General features: G+C 53.7%; 19 protein-coding genes and 1 CRISPR repeat array. Of the genes, 11 read left to right on the top strand and 8 right to left on the bottom strand.

Annotated features, from left to right (window positions below; genetic code table 11):
- Positions 1 to 3 precede the first annotated feature (3 nt).
- The 4 genes from B1C80_RS27460 to B1C80_RS27445 all read right to left on the bottom strand — a co-directional run bounded on the left by B1C80_RS27460 (position 4) and on the right by B1C80_RS27445 (position 8974).
- Positions 4 to 3420 (bottom strand): TonB-dependent receptor, encoded by a 3417-nt coding sequence (locus B1C80_RS27460; RefSeq protein WP_077924415.1) that lies wholly within the window; start codon positions 3418 to 3420, stop codon positions 4 to 6.
- 233 nt (positions 3421 to 3653) lie between these two features.
- Positions 3654 to 4772: a FecR family protein gene (locus tag B1C80_RS27455; RefSeq protein ID WP_077924414.1), complete on the bottom strand. Its 1119-nt coding sequence runs from the start codon at positions 4770 to 4772 to the stop codon at positions 3654 to 3656.
- Between the two features lie 115 nt (positions 4773 to 4887).
- Positions 4888 to 5481, bottom strand: a complete 594-nt coding sequence (locus B1C80_RS27450) for an RNA polymerase sigma factor (protein ID WP_077924413.1) — start codon at positions 5479 to 5481, stop codon at positions 4888 to 4890.
- 418 nt (positions 5482 to 5899) lie between these two features.
- The gene (locus B1C80_RS27445) at positions 5900 to 8974 is read right to left on the bottom strand and encodes an efflux RND transporter permease subunit (protein WP_077924412.1); all 3075 of its coding nucleotides are present in this window, start codon (positions 8972 to 8974) and stop codon (positions 5900 to 5902) included.
- Positions 8975 to 9038: 64 nt separating this feature from the next.
- Between B1C80_RS27445 and B1C80_RS27440 the strand changes: the two genes are divergently transcribed.
- Together B1C80_RS27440 and B1C80_RS27435 are read left to right on the top strand one after the other, a co-directional pair.
- Positions 9039 to 9230: a hypothetical protein gene (locus B1C80_RS27440; RefSeq protein WP_077924411.1), complete on the top strand. Its 192-nt coding sequence runs from the start codon at positions 9039 to 9041 to the stop codon at positions 9228 to 9230.
- Entirely contained in the window at positions 9227 to 9577 is a 351-nt protein-coding gene (locus B1C80_RS27435) for a type II toxin-antitoxin system PemK/MazF family toxin (protein ID WP_077924410.1), read from the top strand. The genes B1C80_RS27440 and B1C80_RS27435 overlap by 4 nt, the downstream gene beginning before the upstream one ends.
- 1 nt (position 9578) lies before the next feature.
- Here the strand turns inward: B1C80_RS27435 and B1C80_RS27430 are convergent, their stop codons facing one another.
- The 3 genes from B1C80_RS27430 to B1C80_RS27420 all read right to left on the bottom strand — a co-directional run bounded on the left by B1C80_RS27430 (position 9579) and on the right by B1C80_RS27420 (position 12835).
- The gene (locus tag B1C80_RS27430; protein WP_077924409.1) at positions 9579 to 10664 is read right to left on the bottom strand and encodes an efflux RND transporter periplasmic adaptor subunit; all 1086 of its coding nucleotides are present in this window, start codon (positions 10662 to 10664) and stop codon (positions 9579 to 9581) included.
- A 103-nt stretch (positions 10665 to 10767) separates the two neighbouring features.
- On the bottom strand, positions 10768 to 12168 hold the full coding sequence (locus B1C80_RS27425) for a TolC family protein (protein ID WP_369822758.1): 1401 nt from the start codon (positions 12166 to 12168) through the stop codon (positions 10768 to 10770).
- A 49-nt stretch (positions 12169 to 12217) separates the two neighbouring features.
- Positions 12218 to 12835, bottom strand: coding sequence for a TetR/AcrR family transcriptional regulator (locus tag B1C80_RS27420; RefSeq protein WP_077924408.1), 618 nt, complete (start codon positions 12833 to 12835; stop codon positions 12218 to 12220).
- Positions 12836 to 13050: 215 nt separating this feature from the next.
- Here B1C80_RS27420 and B1C80_RS27415 point away from each other — a divergent pair, with 215 nt between their 5' ends.
- A complete protein-coding gene (locus tag B1C80_RS27415; RefSeq protein WP_077924407.1) occupies positions 13051 to 13956 on the top strand; it encodes a YafY family protein in 906 nt (301 codons plus the stop codon).
- A 186-nt stretch (positions 13957 to 14142) separates the two neighbouring features.
- Here the strand turns inward: B1C80_RS27415 and B1C80_RS27405 are convergent, their stop codons facing one another.
- On the bottom strand, positions 14143 to 14385 hold the full coding sequence (locus B1C80_RS27405) for a hypothetical protein (protein WP_077924405.1): 243 nt from the start codon (positions 14383 to 14385) through the stop codon (positions 14143 to 14145).
- 106 nt (positions 14386 to 14491) lie between these two features.
- Between B1C80_RS27405 and B1C80_RS27400 the strand changes: the two genes are divergently transcribed.
- The 8 genes from B1C80_RS27400 to cas4 all read left to right on the top strand — a co-directional run bounded on the left by B1C80_RS27400 (position 14492) and on the right by cas4 (position 22970).
- Positions 14492 to 16285 (top strand): hypothetical protein, encoded by a 1794-nt coding sequence (locus B1C80_RS27400; RefSeq protein ID WP_077924404.1) that lies wholly within the window; start codon positions 14492 to 14494, stop codon positions 16283 to 16285.
- A complete protein-coding gene (gene cas7i, locus B1C80_RS27395; RefSeq protein ID WP_077924403.1) occupies positions 16272 to 17171 on the top strand; it encodes a type I-B CRISPR-associated protein Cas7/Cst2/DevR in 900 nt (299 codons plus the stop codon). Before B1C80_RS27400 ends, cas7i begins: the two co-directional genes overlap by 14 nt.
- A gap of 12 nt (positions 17172 to 17183) precedes the next feature.
- Positions 17184 to 17897: a CRISPR-associated protein Cas5 gene (gene cas5 / locus B1C80_RS27390; RefSeq protein WP_077924402.1), complete on the top strand. Its 714-nt coding sequence runs from the start codon at positions 17184 to 17186 to the stop codon at positions 17895 to 17897.
- A 5-nt stretch (positions 17898 to 17902) separates the two neighbouring features.
- Complete coding sequence (locus B1C80_RS27385; protein WP_077924401.1) at positions 17903 to 20182, top strand: CRISPR-associated helicase/endonuclease Cas3; 2280 nt, start codon at positions 17903 to 17905, stop codon at positions 20180 to 20182.
- A 3-nt stretch (positions 20183 to 20185) separates the two neighbouring features.
- A complete protein-coding gene (locus B1C80_RS27380; protein WP_077924400.1) occupies positions 20186 to 20893 on the top strand; it encodes a CRISPR-associated endonuclease Cas6 in 708 nt (235 codons plus the stop codon).
- 74 nt (positions 20894 to 20967) lie between these two features.
- On the top strand, positions 20968 to 22044 hold the full coding sequence (gene cas1 / locus B1C80_RS27375) for a CRISPR-associated endonuclease Cas1 (RefSeq protein WP_077924399.1): 1077 nt from the start codon (positions 20968 to 20970) through the stop codon (positions 22042 to 22044).
- Complete coding sequence (gene cas2 / locus B1C80_RS27370) at positions 22041 to 22331, top strand: CRISPR-associated endonuclease Cas2 (RefSeq protein WP_077924398.1); 291 nt, start codon at positions 22041 to 22043, stop codon at positions 22329 to 22331. The genes cas1 and cas2 overlap by 4 nt, the downstream gene beginning before the upstream one ends.
- Before the next feature lie 51 nt (positions 22332 to 22382).
- On the top strand, positions 22383 to 22970 hold the full coding sequence (gene cas4, locus B1C80_RS27365; RefSeq protein WP_077924397.1) for a CRISPR-associated protein Cas4: 588 nt from the start codon (positions 22383 to 22385) through the stop codon (positions 22968 to 22970).
- 198 nt (positions 22971 to 23168) lie between these two features.
- A CRISPR array of direct repeats spans positions 23169 to 24097; the repeat unit is 37 nt; unit sequence CTTCAAATGGCTGATCCAGAGAAAGATGGATTGAAAC.
- Positions 24098 to 24133: the final 36 nt, after the last annotated feature.

The raw sequence follows: 24133 nt of genomic DNA, 5'->3' as shown, positions 1-24133 counted from the left end.
CGATTAGAAAGTGACATTGAGACCAGCCGTGTAGGTGCGTGCCTGCGGATAAACGCCGAAGTCGCGCCCAAAGCCAACCGACGAGAACGGGTCAGCGCTCACCTCGGGATCATAGCCACTGTAGTTCGTAAACGTGAGTAAGTTCTGGCCGGTCAAGTACACCCGAACCCCGCCAATCTTGGCGCGTTGCAGGAGTTTGCCGGGCAGGTTGTAGGCCAGCGTCAGGTTTTTAAGCCGGGCGTAGGTGCCGTCTTCCACAAAGCGGGTCGAGAACCGGTTGTTCTGGTTCGGGTCGTAGCGAACCGCACGCGGAATGGTTGTATTGGTGTTGGTCGGGGTCCACCGGTTCAGCACCGCCGTGGTCTGGTTGAGCGGGTCCGACATCCCCTCGATCGTTACCCGGTTCTGGTTGTAGATGTCGTTGCCAAAGCTACCCTGGAAGAAAACGCTCAGCTCGAACCCTTTGTACGACAGGTTGTTGGTAAAGCCAGCAATGAAGTCAGGGTTCGGGTTGCCAATGATGGTGCGGTCGTTGGCATCGATGCGGCCGTCGCCGTTCAGGTCCGCAAACCGGATGTCGCCCGGCTGCGGCTGACCCGGCTGGGTAGCGGCCTCGGCAATCTCCTGCGTCGACTGGAAGATGCCCTGCGTCACGTAGCCGAAGAATGCGCCCAGCGGTGCGCCTTTCTGGGTAATGGTGTAGTCGCCGATGATGGTGCGGTCTACTTCCTGTCCCTGTTCGTTGCGCAGCGTACCGATGTCGATGACTTTGTTGCGGTTCAGCGAGAAGTTGAGGTTGCTCGACCAGGTAAAGCCATCGCCCTCGCTCTGGATGTTGGTGCTGTTGATACCGATCTCGAAGCCCCGGTTCTCAACGGTGCCGATGTTCTGCACTGTTTGCGGGTTGAGGGCGCCGGCGTTGAACGGCAGCGGCACGCTGGTCAGCAGGTTGCGGGTTTGTTTCAGATACGCGTCGAGCGTAACCGTCAGCCGGTCTTTGAAGAAACCGGCGTCGACCCCGGCGTTGTACTGGTAGGTTGTTTCCCAGCTCAGGAGGTTGTTCCCGATCCGGTCGGGGGCGATACCGCCCGAGATGCCCGAAGCGCCGGCATAGTTATAGCCCGAGCCGTAGGTGCTGAACCGGTCGTAAGCGCCGATTTCCTGGTTGCCGTTGGCCCCGAAGCTGGCGCGGACTTTCAGGTCGTTGAGGGCACTGTTCTGCGGGAAGAACGGCTCCCGCGACACGCGCCAGCCCAGCGAGAGGGCCGGGAAGTAGCCGAAGCGGTTACCCGGTGCGAACCGGCTCGATCCGTCGGCGCGCAGGCTCAGTGTGGCGAGGTAGCGCTCATCGTAGTTGTAAATGGCCCGCGCAAACAGGCTGAACAGGCCCCACTGGTCCTGGTAGCTCGATGGCCGGGTAAACTGCGTACCGGCCGAGAGGTACGGCACGGCATTGGACGGGAAACCCGTTACCGACGCGCCCGAGGTGAACCGGTCCGACGCCTGAACCGACTGGCCACCCAGCAGGGTCAGGTTGTGTTTATCGCCCAGGTTGGGGTCGTAGGTCAGCGTGTTTTCCCACAGCCAGATCACCTGCTGGTTGGTGCCGGTGCGGGCACTGCCGCGGGTAGCGGGGCTGGCGTTCTGCGTACCCGGGTAGTTGCGCGACACGAACTCGTTCTCGATCTGCGACCGGAAGTCGATACCCAGCGAGCTTTTGAAGGTCAGGTTTTTCAGCACGTCGAACTCGCCATAGGCGTTGCCGATGACCTGGTAGATCAGCGCGTTGTTGCGGGTTTCGAGCAGGTTTCCTACCGGGTTGTCGAACTGCTGGAACGGGTTGATGCTGTAGGTGCCATCGGCGTTGCGGATCGGTATGGTCGGAATCTGCGCCAGCGCGCCCAGTACCGTACCCGAGTTACCGGCTCCCAGCTCGCTCCGTACGCTGCCGTTGGTGTTGGTGCGGCTCAGGTTAAGACTGGTACCCAGCCGGAAGCGGGTGCTCATCTGCTGATCGAGATTCAGCTTGAAGTTGTAGCGATCGAACCCCGAGTTAAGTGCGATACCATCCTGCTTGAAATAGCCGCCCGATACGTAATACTTCGTTTTGTCGGTGCCGCCACTCAGGCTGATCTGGTAGTTGCGGATGGCGGCCTGCCGGTACACGGCATCCTGCCAGTCGGTATTGGTCGTGAGCGAGTCGGGGTTGCCAAAAGAAGGCGCCTGACCGGCCGCCACCTGCGCGTCGTTGTAGTAGTCGGCAAACTGACGGCCGTTCAGCAGGGGCAGCTTTTTGCGCAGCTGCTGAATGCCGTAATAGGCGCTGAAGTTTACCTGTGCCTTGCCGGTTTTACCGCGCTTGGTCGTGATAACAACCACCCCGTTCGAGGCCCGCAGGCCATAAATAGCCGCAGCAGCTCCATCTTTCAGTACGTCGATCGATTCGATGTCGCTGGGATTGAGCGTGTTGAGGGGGTTGGGGCGCTGGTTGCCAACGCCCAGTTCGCGATCGTAGGTAGGTAGTACCGGTACGCCGTCGATGACGTATAGTGGGGAGTTGGTCAGGCTGACGGAGTTGTTGCCCCGAATCCGGACGTTGATGCCGGCTCCCGGCGCGCCCGTTGGCGACGTAACCTGAATACCGGGAGCCTGTCCCTGCAAAGCCTGATCGAAACCCGCCACGGGCTGGCGCTCGATCGATTTGCTGTTTACCGAGGTTACGGCCGTGGTCAGCTCCTGCCGACGCTGGGTGCCGTAGCCAACCACCACCACTTCTGACAGCGACTGCACATCGGTGGCGAGCGTAACGGTGAAGTTGGTCTGGCCGTTAACGGGCACCTCTTTGCTCTGAAAACCCACAAAGCTGAATACCAGCACGGCACTGTTGTCGGGTACGTTGAGGCTGAAATTGCCGTTTACGTCGGTGACGGTGCCGGTTGAGGTGCCTTTGATTACTACACTTACCCCGGGCAGCTCTTCGCCTGCATCACTGGTTACTTTGCCGGTCACGGGCAGGGCGGCCCGGTCGGCGTTTGGGCGTGCCGACGGGGTAGGGGCGGCCGCGCGTTTCAGAATGATTTGCTGACTCGATACCTCATAGGTGAGCTGAAGCGGGGTCAGCAGCCGGTCGAGTACAATGGCCAGGGGCTGGTCGCGCAGCGACAGGCTTACCCGGCGGTCGGCCCGGATTAGTTCTGAGCTATAGAGGAACCGGACTTTAGCCGATTTTTCCAGTTGTTCCAGTACGTTATCAACGGTTTGATTGGTGCATACCAGGTTGATCCGTCGGTCGAGCAGCTCCTGGCCCCGGCTGTCGTGGGCGAGCGAAACACCCGCAAACGCAACGATCAGAACGAGCTGTAGCAGACTGATTTGCATGATTGTAAAGACCTGCTCACGCAATTGTCGTTTGTTTTTCATAATTTTTGACACTGATTGTTAATTCTTCGGGAATTGGCAAAAAAGATCCGGTAGCCTCTGCTGAGGCCGATGTTTGGCGACATCGTACGGACTGGTTCCGGCCGTCGGTGTTGGCGCACCGGCGGCCTTTTTGTGGGTAATGCGTTGAGGGCGTTTAGTGCATATCGGCTGGCGTTTTTAGTTATTGGTTCACATTTCGGTTTGACCGGCGGCTGTATACGGCCGGTCAGGCACTAGTTGCAGCCCTGGCTGGTGATGATGATCTGCCCGTCAACTACTTCGTAGCTGGACTCGGTACCGGCGCAGATCCAGTCCAGCTTTTTGTACAGCGATTCATCATCGAGCCGGGCGGTCAGGGTACAGGTGGCCATCAGGGCTTCGTCGAATACGATATCGACACCGTAAGCCCGCTCCAGCGCAGCGAATACCTCGGCAATGGGTGTTTGTCGGAAGGTAAACGCCGTCGTTACGGGCTGATTGTCGACGCGTACCGGTTCGGCCACCAGCGAGCGCAGCAATCGGCTATCGTCTCGGATCAGGGTGGCCTGCTGGTTCGGTGTCAGGATCATACCACCGAGTTCGCGGCTGGCCTTCTGGGTAGCTGCCTGGCCATCGGACTGCGTAAAGACCGATACTTTACCCGTCCGTACCGTTACCAGTACGTTCTTGTCCTGCTCGTAGGCCTTCACGAAAAAGCTGGTGCCGAGTACTTTGGTGACCATCTCGTTGGCATAGACCAGGAAAGGGCGCCTGGGGTCTTTCTGAACGTCGAAGAAAGCCTCGCCGGTGAGGTACACCTCGCGTTTGGCGGTCGTAAACTGACGCGGGTAGCTGATTCGGGTATTCTGATACAGCACAACCTGACTGCCGTCGGGCAGGGTTAGCCGCCTGGGCCGGGGGGTAGTGTTGCTCGTTTCCTGCAGGGGTCGGGTGGCGCTCCTGACCAGCTGCGTATAGGTCGACGCCGTAGCAGTAGGGAGGTCGTTCAGGCGGGTCTGGTACAGCCAGAACAGACCGACCAGCAAAGCAACCGATGCCGCCAGGTAGTACCAGCCCGAGTAGCGCCACTGACTGGTGGGCATCGGCCGGACCCGATTGCTGTCCTGCGCCTGTGCCTGCTGAACGAGCTGGGCTACTTTCTGATCGATATGATCGTCGGTCAGTTGCTGAAACTCACCTTTGATGGCGAGGAGCTGCTGCCGCGCCTGCTGAACAACGGCCTGCTTGTCGGGATGCCCGGCTAGCCAGGATTGCCAGAAGCCTTCGTCCTGCGGTAATGGGTGAAATACCCACCGGCGAAAGGCAACATCTTCCAGGAAATCGTCGAACTCGAAGAATTGATAATCTTTCATTGAAAAAGGCAGTTATATGCCTCTGTACAATGGATTATCCCCGTTTGGGACCGGTATACTCAATTTTCCACGAATTTTTTTTGGTGATTTCCGCGGAGCGGTGCAGTCCCGTAGCTTACACGAACAGCGTGTACAGCAACAGCAGGCCGTAGGTCCAGTGATCGCGCAGGCGCTTGATGGAGTTCTGAAGGAGGTTGGCGACCGACTGGGCGTGGATACCCATGGTCTGTCCGATCTGTTCGTAGGTCAGATTCTCGTAATACCGTAGGTACAGCGCTTCCTGCTGCCGTTTGGACAGGTCGGCTACCCGGTATTTCAGCTGTTTCTGGTCGAACGCGCGATTTTCTTCGCTGATGATCTGATTTTCGGCGTTGGCCTCTTCGCCAATGTCGAGCCAGTCGTGCAGGGTTTCGCTGGGGTAGCCCTGCTTGCGGTGTAGTTTGATGAGGTGGTGGCGGAGGGTCTTGAGCAGGTAGAACTTAACGAAGAACGTATCACTCAGCTGATTCCGGTGCTCCCAGAGTTTCAGAAATATATCCTGAATGGCATCCTCGATAAGCGTCTGATCCTTGGTAAACCGCGTGGCGTAGCTGGCTAGCGTCCGATAGTATTTTTTGGCCAGCAGGCCGAGCGCTACGGTATCTCCCTCCCGAAATCGTTGCCACAAGATATGGTCTTCGTCCGGAAAGGAACTGGAGAGAACAGACATGAAACAGTAATCAAATAAATCAACCAGGCATTTTATCTATAGAACAACTTAATCTAAAAAAAGTGTATACGCCCGAAAAAAAACCACCTGGGCGGGGGCATGAGGACTTCACCCTCACCGTGGTCCATGCGGACACGGATCCCTGTCCGGATGGTTTTTGCTGTCGCACGGGTGGTCCGTGAGGACACGGACCACGGTGGGGGATACGGACCTGGATGCGTAGAGACGCAACCCTTTGCGTCTCCTGTCCGGATGGTTTTCGCTGCCTCACCATGGTCCGTATCCACACCGGGACGCGTAGTCCGAGACGCGTAGTCCGAGACGCGTAGTCCGGGACGCGTAGTCGAACCCCTATCCGGACGGGTTGTTGCTGGCGCATAAGTGGTCCGTGCGGACACGGACCACGGTGAAGGCGTCACTACGCCACCGCTAGCTCTTCTTCCCGGGTTATTTTGACGTCGACTCGGGGCGGCAGCAGTTTGTAGAGAACCGGGGTAACGATTCGGGACAGGAGCGTGCTGGAAATCAGGCCGCCGATCAGTACCCAGGCCAGTGGGCTGTAGAGCGGGTTGCCTTCCAGTGCCAGGGGCATCAACCCGCCGATGGCCGTCAGTGAGGTAAGCACGATGGGCACAAACCGAACTTCGCCCGCGTGTTCGATGGCCTCTACCAGCGGCATACCTTCTTCGCGCAGGTGATTCGTGAAATCGACCAGCAAAATCGAGTTTTTGACCTCGATACCGATTAGCGCAATCAGACCGATGATGGCTACGAACGAGAACGGATTGCCCGTCAGCAGCAGAGCCGCAATGGCCCCGATGATGCCCAGCGGAATGACCGACAGAACAATAAGCGTGCTTTTCAGGGTGCCGAACTCCAGAATCAACACGGCCAGGAAGCCGAAAACCGTAACCAGGATGATGGTGCCTAGTCCGCCAAACGACTGCTCGCGGCTCTCCAGCTCGCCCGCAGCTACGTACCGGAACCCGGCCGGAAACTTCATCGCATCCAGCTTCTGCAACACATCGGTATACACATTGTCGACCAGATACCCTGTCTTGACAAAACCCGTCACCGTTACGAAGCGGTCTTTGTCGTAGTGCCGAATCTGGCTGGTGCCCGTCTCGAACTGAAGGTCGGCTACCTGCCGCAGTGGTACAGCCGCGCCCGTCAGCGTGTTCACGTACAGATTGTTGAGTACCGTAGGGTCGGTGATGCGGCCTTTGGGGAGGGTAACGGTAATCGTATATTCATCGTCGGAGTTGGGTGCTTTAAACGTACCTGCGTTCAGCCCCGCCACGGCCAGCCGGATGGTGCGGTTAATGTCGGCAATAGACAGACCCAGCAACCCGGCTTTCTCCTTGTTGACGTTGATGCGCATATCCGTTTTGCGGTTAGCCAGCGGGTTGTTCACGTAAATGGTACCGGGCGTCTGCTTGAGTACGGTCTCGACCCGGGCCGCTACCGACCGGAGGGTGTCAAGATTCTCGCCGAAGATGCGGATCGCTACCGGAGCCTCCTGGGCCGGGCCCTGCTCGAAGTCTTTGACTTCAATACGGGCGTTGGGGTAGTGGGCAAACCGCTCGCGGTATTTGTCGATGATGGCGCGTTTTTCGGCCGGTTCGACGTCGGTCAGCTGCACAAAGAACTGCGAGAAGTTAGCCGACTCGTTCCGCTGAATGATGTTGTAATAGATGCGCGGATTCCCCTTGCCCACGTTGGTGGTGAAGTGGCGGATGGCGGGTTCGTTTTTCAGCTGGTTTTCAACATATCGGGCCACGCGGTTGGTCTCGCTCAGGCTGCTGCCTTCGGGGGTTTCGATATTGATCAGAAACTGCGGTTTTTCAGAAGCTGGAAACAGGGCAAATCCTGCCCGGCCTGCCTGCGACAGCGCCAGTCCGAAAATAGCCAGCGCTACCAGCAGCGTAACTACCGGTCTGCGCAGGGCCACGTGCAGCAGTCGGCTGTAGGAGCCGCTGATGAGCCGTTTGAGGGCCCGCAGAAAAATGTTGCCGTTCGGGTTGTGCGATTCTTTCAGAATGCGGCTGCTCAGGAACGGCACAATGGTCAGCGACACAAGCAGGGAGGCCAGCACGGTCATGACAACGGCCATCGGCAGCGACCGGATAAAATCGCCCGAGCCTTCGGGCAGGAACAGCAGCGGTAAAAAGGCCAGGATCAGCGTTGTGGTACAGCCAATGACGGCCAGGGTGATCTGGCTCGTGGCCCGGATGGCGGCCTCTTTCCGCGAGTAGCCTTCGCGCAGGTACCGCTCGATGTTCTCGACCACAACGATGCTATCGTCGACCAGAATGCCCAGGGCCACGATCAGGCCTACGATGCTCAGCTGATTGATGCTAAACCCCAGTGCGTTGAGCAGCGTCAGCCCAATGGCCAGCGACAGCGGTATCGAGATCATGACCACCACGGCAGCCCGAAACCCCAACGGCAGCAGCGTCAGCGACACCAGCAAAATAGCGATGACAAAATCCTGTACGAAGTGGCCAAGCCGTTTGTTCACGCTGGCGGCCTGGTCGAAGTTCTTGGTGAGTTTGATATGGGGTGGTAGCGACCGGGCGAAGTTGTCGATGATCGGGTTGATCTGTTCCCCTACTTTCTGGATGTTCTCCCCGATTTTCTGGCTAGCCGTTACCAGTACGGCGCGGTGCCCGTCGAGCCGGGTGATGTGGGTTTCGTCGTCGAGGTTTTCCGACACGTCGGCGATGTCGCGCAGGTAGACGATTTTCTGCCCGTTGGTCGATACGATGGTGTTGCGGATCTGGTCGAGCGACTCGTATTTGCCGGCCGTTTTCACGTTGAACTTACGGGTTCCGACCTGTACGCTGCCGCCGGGCACATTGGCGTTTTCGGCCTGGAGGGCGCCCACGACCCGGTTGGTCGGTATTCCTTCCTGAGCCATCTTCTCGATATTGAGCGATACCCGCACCACGCCTTTAGGATAGCCCCAGTCGCTCACGTTTTTGAGGCTCTTGACCTTTTCGAGCTGTTCGCGCAGGTTCTCGGCGTACTGGCCCAGCTCTTTGTCGGAGGCTACTTCTGACTGAAGAGCTACCTGCACTATGTTAACATCGGACGGCGAAAACTTCAGAATTTTGATGCTGAATATGTCGGCGGGGAGTTCGCTGCGCAGGGCATTCACCTCCCGTACGATCTCCTGGTATTTTTCGTCCGGGTCCTGTTCGTATTCGTACTCGATCCGGAAAGCCGCCACCCCATCGTCGACGTTGGTAACGACGTGTTTGATATTGTCGAGTTCGTTGAAACGCTTCTCGGCCGGATCGACCACCAGTTCCTCCATGTCGAGTGCATCGGTACCGGGATAGACAACGACCACCGAAAACTGGGGGGCTACAAATTCAGGGTCTTCGCCCCGGGGCATGTTGAGCAGTGAGTTCACCCCAAGCGCAGCCACGCCCAGGAAAAGCACCAGCATAAACTGCCAGTTTTTTACAGAAAATTGCGCGAGATTCATACGGGTAAGCGCTTTTTGGTGTTACAGAACAAAGGCGTATCTTTCAAAAAAAGAACTGATAGTCATGGAAACATTAGTTGTCACCGTTCGCGACGAAGCCAAACGGAGCCAGGTCGAGCAGCTTCTACAGGATATGGATGGCGTAGAACGCGTCGAGCGGGTCCGGCTGCCCGACGAGGTAACGCTGCTGGCTCAACCGTCGCTGGCAGAGGAATGGGACAGTCCGGAAGACCAACGCTGGGACTCGCTCTTATGACTCCTCCCAGGCCTGCCTACCAACAGGGCGACATTGTAGTCGTTGACTTTCCGTTTACGGATGTTTCGCAGACCAAACGGCGCCCGGCGCTGATTCTATCGAACACGACCATCAATCAAACCGGCGACTATTTATTGGTTATGATCACCAGTCAGGTCAAATACGATGGACTGTCGATTCCGATTACGGCCGCTGATTACGTTGACGCCCCGCTGCCGCTGATCAGCTTTGTGCGTTTCTACAAGGTATTTCTGCTCAATGAATCGCTCATTCTACACAAGTTTTCTGCCGTTTCGCCGTCATTCAGACAGCTGATTTCGGCCGAGTTGAGCAAACTCTTACAGTAGCTTATCGCACCACCACGCTCGATTCTTCGGTCAGGAAGGCCGAACCGGCCGTAACGACCTGGCTCGTAGCCGACAAGCCATGGGTGAGCAGTACGTTGGCGCCGTCGAGGTAGCCGATCTGTACCGGCACCTTCCGCACTTTGCTGGCGCGGTTAGCCGGGCTGGTTGAGGCCAGCGTATAGACAAAACCGTCTTTACCATTCCCTTCTACGATAGCCTCCACCGGAACCACGACATAAGATCGGCTCTGCGGCGGTACCAGCGTTACCTTGCCAAACAAACCCGGCGCCAGCTTCACCCCACTCGCCGGACTGATCCGCACCTCTACCTCATAGAGCTTGCTGGTTGGGTCGGCAGCCTGAGCCAGTTCGGTGACGGTGCCGTTGAAACGCTGGTCCGGGTAAGCGTCGAGGCTAACTGTAGCGCGATTGCCAAGCCGGAGCCGGGCCCAGTCTTTGTCCGACACGCCCACGCGCACTACCCAGTTGCCCGGCCGGTTGCCCGAAATCAGGTAGACCGACGCGCCGGCTGCCACGTATTCCCCGGCATTGGTTACCTTACGCGTTACCGTCCCATCGACCGATGACCGAATCTGGGCAAAGCTGCGGTTGAACTGAGCAATGGTCAGGTTCTGCCGGGCAACGTGCTGGCCAGTCGTGGCGTTCTGAAGCTGCTCCAGGGTAGCGGCTGTATCGGCGTAGAGACTCCGGACCCGGTTGAGGTCGCGGTCCGCTTTTTCGCTGGCGAGCTGGGCCTGGCTGACCTGCGCGTTGATCTCGGTCAGGTCGAGGGTAGCCAGCAACTGCCCTTTCCGGACCGACTGGCCTTCTTCGACCAGCATCTGATTGATAATACCGCCGACCTTAAACGAAAGTCGGGCTTCTTCGGACGAAGACACCAGTCCTGACGCAACTACCGGCTCAGACCGCTCTACGGTCCGGACGGGGGTGAGTTTAACCGCAATCACGGCATCGTCGGTCCGCGTGGCGTCGTCGGTTTTAGCCTGGGTCGTATCATTGGCCTGACTGCCGCACGACCAGGCGGCTACGGCCAGCAGGAGGGAACTAAGAAGCTGTAGAGATTTCATGGCTTACCTGATTTATAGCAAAGTCTTGTGAAGGGGAGCACCAGAGGGCGTCAGGCGCTGTTGGAATGCGTTCGTTTGCAGGACCGCGCGTACCGCGCCGGGCCTAGTCTACGGCGACGGCCCGGTCGAGGGCGGCTCGTTTGACAAGTACATCCATACGGGCCAGCGAGTGCTGCAGCTGAGCCGTAAGCCGGTCGTTCTGATAGCGAAGAAACTCGATCAGCAGCGACTGGCCGTTGCGGTATTTACTGTCGATGACGCGGAAGGTAGCATCGGCGTTGGCGATGCCGCTCTGCGTAGCCGCCAGACTCTCGTTGGCCGCATCGAGGTCATAATAGGCCTGCACGACCTGAAGCTGTACCTGGCGCTGTACTTCCTGAAGCCGCGTCTGCAGCGCATCGGTCTGGATTCTGGCCTGCTGAATCTTCGACCGTTTCTCGTAGCCCCGGAACAGATCCCACTGCAAACCGAACTGGGCCAGCGCGTAGGCCTGGTTGCGGAAGGTGTAGCCGAACCCCTGAAAACCCGCATTACCGCCTACGAATACGTTTGGAATGGTGGCATTGGCTTCGTTCAGCCGTACCGCCGTCTGGGCCGCCCGCAGCGAGCCATTCAGCTGCGACAGTTCCTGCCGATCCCGCAACGCCGTTTGCTGCAGGTCGGCCAGGGCTTCTTTCTGCTCGGGCAGGATGCGCGTCAGTGAAGAGTCGATGTCGATGGGAGCGGCCAGGTCGCGGTTGAGCAGAAAGTTGAAATAAGCCCGCGCCGACTCCCGGTTTTTCTCGGCTACGGCCATCTGCTGATCGACCTTGCTGATTTCGTAGCGGGCCGATGTGACGACCTCCTTAGTCGCTACGTTGTTGCTGACCAGCTTTTCGTTGAGCCGGGCCAGCTCGGTAAGTACCCGGCGCGAGCTGTCGTAAATCCGGATCGCATCGAGGGTTTGCAGGTACTGGTAATAGGCCGTGCGGATGGTATAGCGGAGTTCGTTCTCGACTACGCGTCGGCGGGCTTCCTGAGCGGTTAGTAGCTGTTTTTGAATCAGGTAGTTGTATTGAATGTCGGTATTGAAAATGGCGTACTGAACGCTGATTTTGGTGTCGTGGAAGTTGTTCGGCGCCAGCTGTTCGTCTACGTTGGCCAGATTGGTCGGGAACCGGTCAGAACCCGTTACCTGATTGAGCGTCCTGTAGATGGGGTTGATCAGGTCGCCCACCGGAAACTGCAGCCGTCGACCACCGGCCGCCAGCGAATAAGTCGGATTGAACGCCACCCGGGGGTAAAACAGCGACCTGGCCTGGTTGATGGATTCGGACACCCGTTTGACCTCGAGCGACTCCTGCCGCAGGGCCAGGTTGTTGGCCAGCCCCTCGCGAACGTAGCCGTCCAGAATAGGAGAGGGCTGCGCGGAGGCTGGCAGCAGAGAACTGATAAGAAACACTACTGCCATCAGCGAACCTGGCCAGGGCGGCAGGCAGCGGATTGGGTTGATCGTGAGACTCATGACCGTATGTTAGTTTATAAACAGTGTTTAGTAAATGGGTAAAAAAATATCAAAGTCCTTTTCGGATGGTCTGCACGAACAGGTCGTACGCTTCGTCCATCAGGGTTTTTTTGCGTTCCTCACCGAAGATCATCATCCGTTTCCGCAGAAAAAGCGCGGCCAGCCCATGTACCATACTCCAGATCAGGAGACCGGCCCGTTCAGCATCGGGATGCTTGATTGCACCGCTGTCGATGCATTCCTGCACTACGTTCTGCAACACGTGAAAAGCCTGGTGCCCATCATCCCAGATGTCTTCCCGGCATTCGATGGCCTCCATGGGCGCATTCATGATAAACATCAGGTCAAACAGTTCGGGGTTTTCGAACGCAAACCGGATGTACAGACGCCCCATTTCTTCGAGTTTGTCCATTGGTTTTTGCAGGTGCGCAATAGGAGCAAACTCGTTGATCAGCTTTCTGAACGCCTGCTGATGCAGGGCAAAAAACAGCTCGTTCTTGTCTTTGAAGTAGAGATAGATGGTAGCCGGGCTGTACTCGATCTCATCGGCTATGTTTCGGATACTAACTTTTTCGTAGCCGTTGGCCAGAAATAGCTTCTGGGCGGCTTCCAGAATCAGCCTCCTCATCTCTTCCCGTTCCCGCTCTTTCCGTTCCAGAATTCCCATAATTACTTCGTTGACGACACAAACATAATGAACACTGTTCAGTAAACAAGAGGTGTTAATAATTAAGGGTGTAAATTGAGTAAGCGGTAGCAACCAGGGGCTCGGTAGTAGCCGTAGAGAAACAGCCTGGTAAGTCTGTCTGATGAGCCGATTAATAAATAGTGTTTACTTGCGCATGGGTTTTATGCCTTTATTGCTCTGTTATCTATCCACCCATGTCAGCTCAACAAACCCTCGTCAGCGCCCTCCGGCTGATTCGACTGCTTAAGCAGCGCCCTGGAAAAACGCTCGATCAACTAGCTCAGCTACTTGGCTGCACACCCCGCCACGTTCGGCGGTACATGGAAGCCCTGGAAATAGCGGGGTACTGCATCGACAAAGAAGGAAAACGGCCCCCTCGCTTCTTTAGTTTTGATGATGAACGTCGGCATCAGGCCGCTTTTACGGAAGAAGAAGCGCAACTGATTCAGCAGGCGTTATCGGCTATTCCGGATACGAATCCGTTGCTGGGGCCACTACGCCAGAAAGTTCTTCAACACGCAACCCTGTTTCCGCTGGCCGATCGGCTGGTCGATCAGCACCAGAGCCAGGTGGTAGCGCGGCTGGTCGAAGCCATCCGCGACCGCCGTCAGGTGCGGTTGCTCCGTTACCATTCCATCCACAGCAACACCATCAGCGACCGGCTGGTGGAGCCCTACAGCTTTTCGGCTGACTACTCTACACTAACGGCCTGCGAGCCGGGCGCGTCGGCACCCAAAACCTTCAGAACGCAGCGCATCGAAGACGTGGAACCGCTCGACTCCCCGCAAACCCAGCCCCCGACCGAAGTCCTGACCGATGCATTCGACTGGCCCGGTGATCTAAAATCTGTCTCATTACGACTTACCTATCTGGCGTATCACCTATTAACGGAAGATTACCCCCTAACCCGGCCCAACACGAGCCGCCACCCCGACGATGTTGATTTTCCGTATCGGTACACGGGTCAGGTACGGAGCTGGGTTGGTCTCGGCCGGTTCGTGCTGGGTATTCCCGGCCAGGTACGCATCGACAGCCCCGACGAGTTCCGGGATTATTTGAGGGGAAGGATGGGGGAGTTTGATGGGCTACTCGGTGGCTAATCCTGTTTACGGAGATTATCCAAAATGCTAGGTGTAAGGCCGCGTTGGGTGGCTTTAAAGCTGATGTAATCCATTACAACGCGCTCAGCTAGGCAGTCTGTAACGAGTTGAGCCAGCAATGTTTGTTGCTGTGCCGACAGTGTTTGGAAACGCTGAGCTGCAGCGTCAGGTACAGGAAATCGAAGATCATTGGTCATGCCGGATTTGATCTTCCATATCGTCCCATTCAGCGTCGGTAAAGCCAAGATCAGGGATGGGGACAGGCTTTTTAGGTGAAACCAGTTGAAAGAACAAATCGGTACCAATGGCCTTGATCAGTGCCGGATCATACACACTCATCTGGCCCCGCTTCATTTTGGGCACGGTGATTCCGTTCACGACGAAGGCGTCGGGGGTTTCGGTGACGGTGGGTGTGTTGTTAATAATCATAACTGTACTGGGTTCTAACGAATGTACAATAGAAAAGGTAAAGGTTTTGTGACAGCCCGCGTCACTTTTCAAGAATTACTTTGCTGACAAGAAAATAAGAAGAGGTATGCAGAAACTGACCTTTAGCCAAACTCATAACGTCTTTCTCGACAACGGGATCGTGGCTGTGTATCGTTACCTCCTGAAGGCAGAACACCCCGATCTTTTGTCGAAGGAATTGAAAGCGCTTAAAGCGTACCCATTAATTAAGGGCACCCACTTTGACTTAGAGCCTGATAAACTCTGGATTGATCATCCTTATCTGTTCGGCCTGCTTGAAGCGCTTTATTACAGTATGGGGCACGAAGTATATGACACATATACAGAAAAGCAATTAACTGAAGGGGGCAACCTCTTTTTCACGATAGGCAAGCAAGGAGAACTGGCGGCAGAGCCATTCCCTAAGATGAACACGTATGGGTTGACTGAACTGCTAACTAATAACGCTCAGGGTTCTACGAAGCAGGAAGGGAATACACGAAAAATTGATGCTATACGTAAAGAAAACCCTGTTTTAGCCAAGCAGATTGAGGACGAGTTCGAGAAGCGCAAACTGAAACTATTAAGCAAGGTCTACTTCAATGAACCCTACACAAAACTTACCCGGCTTGAAACGCCCATAAATGCCTTTTTTGAATCCGGTCCCAACCCTTGCTATCTCACAGGTGAATCCGTCAAGCGACTGGTAGATGCACAGAATATTTCGCCATTCATTTCAGGTATAAGTGCGTTCAGTTCTCATCGTAGTGCCAGTGATAAGCGTATAAGTTGGAAGGCGTTGTATCTCAGTCGATTTGCAGCAGCTACTTGCTTCTACCAATACCCAAGTAAGCTTCGCGACTCGCTGAACGTCTACCTGATTTACTCTGACAACCTGACAAATTTACACGAACTGCTGAGCGACAAATTTGACAAGATTACGCGTCCAGCCGAGGTACTGCGACAGCAAGAATACATCGCCAATTTCCCCATGTCGGACGAGGGTAATCTGCTTGGTAGGGCGGGTGATTTCATCGGTCGTAACGAGAATCTGTTTTACCTGCTTTTCACACTGTATAATAACGTGATGGATAAGCGGCAGTCTACCGAATACCGAGATATGCTTCAACTGCTTGGCTTGGCCGATAAGAGTATTGGGATTGTGTCGCTGAGGGCTGAGTCGTTTGCTGCCACCATGCGGCCTAATCAGTTCGAGAACCTACATCACGTCAAATTTATTTTCGCGCTTATTCATAGGCTAGGGCAGGAGAGTATTTCTATCCCGCATGTTTGGCAGAGCCTGAAAATTATTAAGCCCTCATTGCAAAGCAACCGTGACCGTTACCGAATGGAACGGCAGTTTCGGGAAAAATTCGTTGGAAAAGTTCTGAATGCTCAAAGCGTTTTAGCTGACATAGAAAGCTTCTTCAATGATTGCTACGGCTATTTGCTCGACGTGCTAAATGAGCCGGGCAAAAGCATTGGTTTCAAACGCTACAATGACATCCTAAATTTTACCACTAAATATGAATCTATTGTTAACCAAGAAGTTATGCAGAACGAAGAACTACAGAAACGAGCTCTTGGCTTAGGGACGCAGGTGGGGCAGGGTATTCTGAATTACAATCAGAACGACCGAAAAACCAACGCAAGGCAAGGTCGGAAATACATCATTGCGTTGCGAAAAGCCAATCAGTTTGCTGGTTTTATGGATCAGCTCTCGCGGGTACAATCGAGGTTCACGCTCAATATCAGCCGTGATCTGCTCGAAGGCATTAACGAGGACAACTACGCTTGGATTAAACAATTCGTCATCATCTCTGCCCTTAATCAAATCAATCCTGAACTAAGCCCCAAATCACAAACTAATGAAGCCAAATAGCCTCACCATCACGTACCTCTCCAAAGTTTCGTTTGCCAGCCTGAACGGGGGCGACAAAGAAGTAGACAACATTGTGACAATCAAAAAGGTCACGCTCGACAACGGCGATCAGCTACCTTATCTGTCGTCGCAGGCGGTACGCCGAGCACTGCGCGATAAACTCGAAGAACTGGGCTGGACGGTATCGCCGGTAGCCAAAGCCAGTGAGGATAAAGGAGCTGCCAAAACAAGTCTAGACCCCGTTCAATACATTGATGATGACCTGTTTGGCTTCATGGATGCTGCCAAAGGGAAAGATGCTGAGAAAGGTAAAGCAACCGTGCGTACTTCGCCGGTTCGGGTAGAATCGCTGCTGGCTCTGACTAAATTTCAGGAAGACCTGGACTTTGGGACCAACTACATGGCCAAGAAGGTTGATGGCGGACAACCCAATATTTTCGAGACTGAGATTCACTCAGGCATTTACCGGGGTACTATACTAATCGAGCTTGATCGTGTAGGGGCTGGTGATGGTTTTGAGAAAGCGGGAAAACTTTCTGCCGAAGAACGTACCCGGCGCGTGGTAGGCTTACTCGATGCTTTTCAAACGATGTGGAGTTCAGGGAGACAGTCCCGATTCCTAGCCGATATATCACCAAAATTCATGGCAGCGGCTTACATGAACTCCAAGAACCCTATTTTTCTGGAAGCTGTGAAAACTGACCGAACAGGCCAAGTTGATGTAGCCGCATTACAGACTGTGTTGTCTGACTATGAGCAGTTCATTAGTTCGTCTATATTGGCAACGCAGGAAAGCGTGTTCTCTAAAGCTGATGGCGTGGTGAGCTTGAAAGAAGGCTTTGCCTCTATGAAAGAGTGGGTACGTGACTATTATGCAGCTAACTAAACCCCACACATTATGCTATGCTGTACGATTGAAATAAAGTCTATAACAGCCTCGTTTCGTAACCCGGAATTTCAAAATTTCCAGAAGTCGTTCCCTCTGCCCCCGCCAACGGCCCTGATTGGGCTGGCGGGGGCAGCCCTCGGCTTTTCGCCACGGCAAGCGCAGGACTTTTTCGATACGAATGGCTTTCAGGCGGGGGTGTCGGGAAAGGGTGAAGGTATGGCCCGCGACCTCTGGAAATACGACCGACTGTCGGGAACAGGGAGTAGTGTTATCATTCGAGAACTATACGTCACTACCCATTATCAGCTGGTTTTCGGAAGTGAGAATCACGCTGCTGTAGAGCAGTTGAAGCAGGCGTTTGACCGACCTTTTTATGCACTTACGTTGGGGCAAAGCGATTCGTTGGCGAAAGTGGTACATACCGAATTGACCGATGCGACAGTGGAAGGAGAAACGCTCGCTAACACATTGGTTGAAGGTGACATAGTGCCTGTCATTCTTGAGCAGGTGTTGTATGGCGGTACGTTCGCATTGAGCTTAAGTACATCTGATCCGATAGCCTACCAACTGCCAACCCGATTTAATTACAAATCGGATTATGGCATGAGGACGGTAGCCCAGCGTAAACTTTTTTCGTTCGTTGGGCCGAAGGTTACGTTCCGAAGCCGCACGTTTCCCGGTGTACAGGTTGGCGATGTTTTCGTACCACTCTTCACGCTCTGAACGCCATGATAGAGCATTTGTTAGCCAAGACGAAAGACCGCGAATCACTGGGGCAACACACCAGTCTTGTTCTGGATGCGTGGCAGTCACTTTATGACCGCTATGCTGACGTACTTGGCGAAAACGAAGATTTTTGGTTCGACAGTTTTGTAGCTGCCCTTTTTCACGATTTCGGCAAGGCCTCGCTGAATTTTCAAAATATGTTGCTCAAAGCCTTGGGCGAGCCGGTTATGGAGAAGGGCTTTGAGCCAATGCGCCACGAATTTTTATCGGGTATGTTGTTGGCTACACATACTGCACTGCCGACACGCAGTCGAAAAGACTTACAAGTGAATTCAGCACAGCTTTTCGCGGTTTTTACGCATCATAAGGACTTCACACACGATCTTTTTAGTAAAGATTCAGACGCGTTATGGAAGGTAAGGCTTAGTGATGCTGAAGCGTTTTTTGCCTTTGCACGTCAGCGTGTACAGAACCGTTTTCCTGGACAAATAGCCTTTTTAAATGAGATAGAAGCCGCCTGGGCTTTTGTATCCGATAAACCAGCCAGCTTTCTGTACGCCTTAAAAAACCGTCTTGTCGTTGAGCCAATTTTAAGAGAGTTACATGACAAACGTGATTACGATTACCGTCGAACGTACCTGCTTCAAAAATCACTGCTGGTCATTGCTGACTGGACGGCATCCGGCCATCGGGAGTTGGAACAATCGCTACAATACGATATCAATCTGATTCGCCAGAAAGTAGCCGACCGTGTTGCTAAAGCCGGAGGTACGTTCGATGGTTTTCGAGAGTTTCAAACGAAAAGTGGTCAGACAAGAGGTAACATCTTAGCCATTGCGCCAACCGGCAGCGGTAAAACAGAAGCAGCTTTGTTATGGGCTAGTCAGCGACAAGGTTTTGAGAAAATTGTTTATCTGCTGCCAACTCGGGTAACAGCCAATGCGCTTTATCTGCGGTTAAATGACTGTTTTGGTAAAGCCAGTAGCAATCAGGAGGAGTATACGGCAGTCGTGCATTCGTCTGCAAAACTGTTTCGTCTTGATTTAGACGAGCATTACGATAATTTCAATTACCTCCGCGAAGCTGCCTTTTTCAAAGCCGTTACGGTCGCTACTGTCGATCAATTACTGACACAGGGTTTCAATCTTGGGTGGTGGGAGATGAAGACGTTTCATCTTTTCCGGGCACGGGTTATTCTTGACGAAATCCATGCCTACGCACCCTACACGTTGGGGCTAATTGTTGCCTCGATTCGTTATCTCCGGCAGAATTTCCAGACTCAGTTTTACGTCATGACGGCCACCATGCCAGAGAAATTACAACGACTGTTAGCAAGCGAATTAGGCGACGTGACAGTACTACGTGACAAAGAATTACTAGAGAGAAAACGTAATGTGTTTCAGGTTACAGACAAGTCAATTGACCAGTTGCGGCCTGATATTGAGCGCGATCTGAAAGAAGGAAAGAAGGTTCTGATTGTCGTTAATACAGTTGACGAAGCTATCCGTTTATATGACCAGTATAATGGCTTCAAGCGGATGTGTTATCACTCCCGTTTCATCGTAAAGCACAGAGCGGAGAAAGAAAAGGCAATTTTAAACAATGAGAAAGAGAAGCCTGATGAGGGCTTTCTACTCATTGCTACACAGGTTGTTGAAGTTTCTTTAGATATTGATTACCAGTCGATTTATACAGAAAATGCACCAATTGATGCAATTATTCAACGTGCCGGTCGCGTCAATCGAAAACGCGGGGAGGTGATGGGCAAAGTGGTTGTTTTTCCTCATTCGGAAAAAGCAGAAAAGCATATTTACGATTCGCCTGTTGGTATTCTCGGTAGCACCTTCAACGTACTAACTGAGCATCAGGGTGAAGCCCTTTCTGAGCAAGACCTGCTTCAAATGGTCGAAGACGTTTACAAAGATTGGAATGTGGAAGATGATGAGCAGTACCAAAGGGCACTGACTAAATACGAATCATTGATACGTACCCATTGCAACTACCTCTACGATTTCAGCAATGACTTGGAACAAGCCTTTACTCGTGAAGGTCTGGACACTGTCAATGTAATCCCCGATTGTTATCAGTCTGATCTAAGCGGGGCTAGTATTCTGGAAAAAAGCAAGCACGAAGTAGCTGTACGTATCCACAGGGTCAAGGCTAATAAGCCCAAACTGGATTCAAAACACAGTTGGTTTCAATATTTTGACTGCGACTATGATTTTGAGCACGGTCTACGATTCAAAAAAAAAGATAGTGCTGGCTTTACCAACTTCTTCTAACCCATGCCAACTACGACTCTTTCCCAGACTCTTGTCCCCCTCACCACCATTACCTTTCCTGAGATTGCGCTCCGCACGCGGGATGCGCATAAGTTGCGGGGCTATTTCGGTGAGCTGTTCAGGCAACATTCACCACTGCTGCACAACCACCTGGAGCAGGCAGACGGCACCGGCGATGTGAAGTTTCGCTACGGCTATCCGCTGGTGCAGTACAAAGTGCTGGGCAACGTACCTACGCTGGTGGGTCTGGGCGAAGGGGCAACCCTGCTTACTCAGCTGTTTCTACAGATGCGGGAAGTGCAGATCGAAAGCGAGACGTTTCCGGTACTGAGTAAGCACATCCGGCATGAGCAGGTGCCTATCGGCATCTCGGATGATCTCATCGAGTATCGCTTCGAGACGCTTTGGATGGCGCTCAACCAGGCCAACCACCGCGACTACCGAAACTATACAGAAGCCGAACAGCAGGCCCAGCTGAAACGCGTACTGACGGGGCAGCTGCTGGCCCTGTTTCGCGAGTTCAACCTCTGGCTTGCACCCCACGAACGCATTATGGTACGCCTATCGGTAGACGAGCGAACCACCCAGTTCAAAAATCAGACAATGGTCGCGTTTGCGGGGCGCTTCCTGACCAACGTCATCCTGCCCGACGGGATCGGTCTGGGCAAAGCCGTATCGAGAGGATTTGGGACGGTCTTTAATGTACAATGAACAGTGAACAATGAGTACTGATCTGATGTACCAGCCGCTTTCGTCAAGCTTCCTTCGATTCTTGCACATTAACAATGCAACTCCACATCACTACCTACGGCACGTACCTGCACGTGAAAGACCAGATGTTCGACGTCAGGCGGAAAGGCGACGACGGGCGGGTCATCAGCGCGACTTATTCGGCCGAGAAAGTGACGCATGTGCTGCTGGCTACGGGTACGTCGCTGAGTACCGATGCCGTGAAGCTGGCCATGCGTTTCAACGTCGACATTGTCTTTCTGGAACGCGACGGCGACCCCATCGGGCGGGTGTGGCACGCCAAACTGGGGAGTACGACCCGGATTCGAAAGCGGCAGCTGGAGGCTAGTCTGGGACCAGAAGGACTTCGCTGGATTCGGGCCTGGCTGCTGACCAAACTCGATAACCAGACCGGGTTTATCCGAAGCCTGAAAAAACACCGGCCCCAACAGGCTAGCTACCTGGACGACAAGCTGATTCGTATGGAAGCCATTGCCTTGTCGATCAGTACGCTGGCGACGGCCGAAGCCGGTGGACAGGAACCCCGGGCGCGCTGCGTAGCCGATGTGGCCGATACGCTGCGGGGGCTGGAAGGAACGGCCGGGCGCTTGTATTTCGAAACGCTGAGTTACGTGCTGCCGGCCGATTATCAGTTTAACGGACGCAGCAGCCGCCCGGCGCAGGATGCGTTCAACGCTTTTTTGAACTACGCCTACGGGATGCTGTATGGAAAAGTGGAAAAAACGCTGATGCTGGCCGGTATTGACCCGTACGTAGGATTCCTGCACCGCGACGATTATAATCAGCTTAGTATGGTCTACGATTTTATTGAGCCCTATCGGAGCTTCGCCGATGAGGTCGTATTCAGGCTGTTTTCGGGCAAAAAAGTGAATAAAGCGCACGTGAGCGAGGTGGCCAGTACGCGGGGCCGTGGTTCATCGGGCGGGTATTCGCTCAACGCAGACGGGAAAGCGCTACTGGTACAGGCGTTCAACGATTATTTCGACAATGATCCCATTCGGTATCGGGGGCGGAACCTGATCCGTAGCCACTGCATTCAGCTGGATGCCCATCAGTTCGCCAATGAGCTGATTGGTAAAACCGGCGCTATGCCTGACCTGACAACCGTATGATTATCTGGGTACTGTACGATATAGAGAACGATAAGGCGCGCACTAAAGTGGCTAAATGCTGCCAGCAGGCGGGCCTGTACCGGGTTCAGTTTTCGTGTTTTCTGGGTACGCTGACCCCTAACCAGAAAGATACGCTGCAGCTTCGGCTGGACGAGTTGATCAATGAGGAAACCGACCGCGTGTATATTTTTCCGATGAGCCGGAGTGAGTTGCAGCAAACGGCCCTGCTCGGCCAGGCCTTTGACCGCAAACTGGTTACCGATGAGATCCGGGCGCTCTTTTTTTAACGAACGCATTGGCTGAACGGTTATCGGCCGCTTGCCCTTAGCTCTGTTTCTATGACACTGACGCCTTCTCACATCATCGAGTACCTGTTCTGTCCCCGGTTTACGTATTTTGAGTATGTACTCTGTATTCCGCAGCACGAAGATGCCAATTACAAGGTAATGCGTGGCCGTACCCTGCACGATGAGCGATTGGACCGTAACAAGGATTACTTACGAAAACGGTTGGGCCGGCCGGGCGCGCCCGTGACAGACAAGCATCTGGACCAGTACCTGACCAATGAGCTGATGCGGGGGGTTGTGGATGAGGTGCTGGAGTTCGGCGACGGGTCGATGGCTCCGCTGGATTACAAGTTTGCGGAGTTTAAAGACCGGGTGTACAGTACGTACGAGACGCAGCTGTACTGTTACGCCTGGTTGATCGAAACAAACTTTAACCGGCCTGTTGACCGGGGCTTTCTGGTCTACACGCGTAGTAACAACCGGGTTGTTGAACTACCGATTACGGATGCGAACAAAGGCGACGTGAAGCGGGCTGCTGAGGCTATTTTCTCTATCATCGATCGTAATTTCTTTCCAAAGGCTACAAAGGCAAAATCCCGTTGTGTAACTTGCACATACAGGAACGTTTGCATCAAGTAATGCCAGCTTCCGGAGGGTAACGTATTTTCGGTTTGAGAAAATAAGGATGTAGTGAGTTGAAAGTCAGGTAATTATTGTTTCGGAAAAGTAGCTGCAAAGCGTGATTAGCGATGTTCTTTGACGTAGTAAATCAAAAAAATAGCACGAAGCAGAACACGTCTAAGTACCTGTCGGTGAATGGTTTACCCAGCCCGACGACTTCAAATGGCTGATCCAGAGAAAGATGGATTGAAACGCCAGTACACCGTCGCCATCCCCTCGCGGATTATTCCGCAACCTTCAAATGGCTGATCCAGAGAAAGATGGATTGAAACTACATTCCACAGGAGATACTACTACACGACGGGCTTCTTCAAATGGCTGATCCAGAGAAAGATGGATTGAAACATCCCCAGCAGTTCGGCTTCGGCGATTACTACAGCCCCTTCAAATGGCTGATCCAGAGAAAGATGGATTGAAACTGGACGAGTCGATGACCGCCATTGACTGCATGAACGCTTCAAATGGCTGATCCAGAGAAAGATGGATTGAAACCCCACATATATAAGGAATATAAAAACTATAAAAAGAACTTCAAATGGCTGATCCAGAGAAAGATGGATTGAAACAGGTTACGACCCCGCAGACCGCCGGGGTTTTTATCCACTTCAAATGGCTGATCCAGAGAAAGATGGATTGAAACCTAGCAACCCATAAACCCCGCGCACGGAGATGGATTACTTCAAATGGCTGATCCAGAGAAAGATGGATTGAAACACGCTACGGGCCAACGTGGTTTTCCGACGCTCCAGCCTTCAAATGGCTGATCCAGAGAAAGATGGATTGAAACTTACCTGCACCGGTGGTGCTGCCCGGTTCACGGTCAGCTTCAAATGGCTGATCCAGAGAAAGATGGATTGAAACAACTTCCGGGTCGATCCTGACTCACCAGCGAGATAATACTTCAAATGGCTGATCCAGAGAAAGATGGATTGAAACATTTTTTCGTGCAGGATATAGCCACCAATCGTGTTTTCACTTCAAATGGCTGATCCAGAGAAAGATGGATTGAAACAACCTGATGGCTGGCCAGTGTAAAGGTGAAGTGCTTCTTCAAATGGCTGATCCAGAGAAAGATGGATTGAAACTTGTAAACCGTATCGGTTTTCTGGCTGGATCGCCCG

Source organism: Spirosoma sp. 209, assembly GCF_002006735.1.
GTDB lineage: Bacteria > Bacteroidota > Bacteroidia > Cytophagales > Spirosomataceae > Spirosoma > Spirosoma sordidisoli.
Note: the sequence above shows the minus strand (reverse complement) of the source record. Positions and strands in the feature narration are given on the sequence as shown.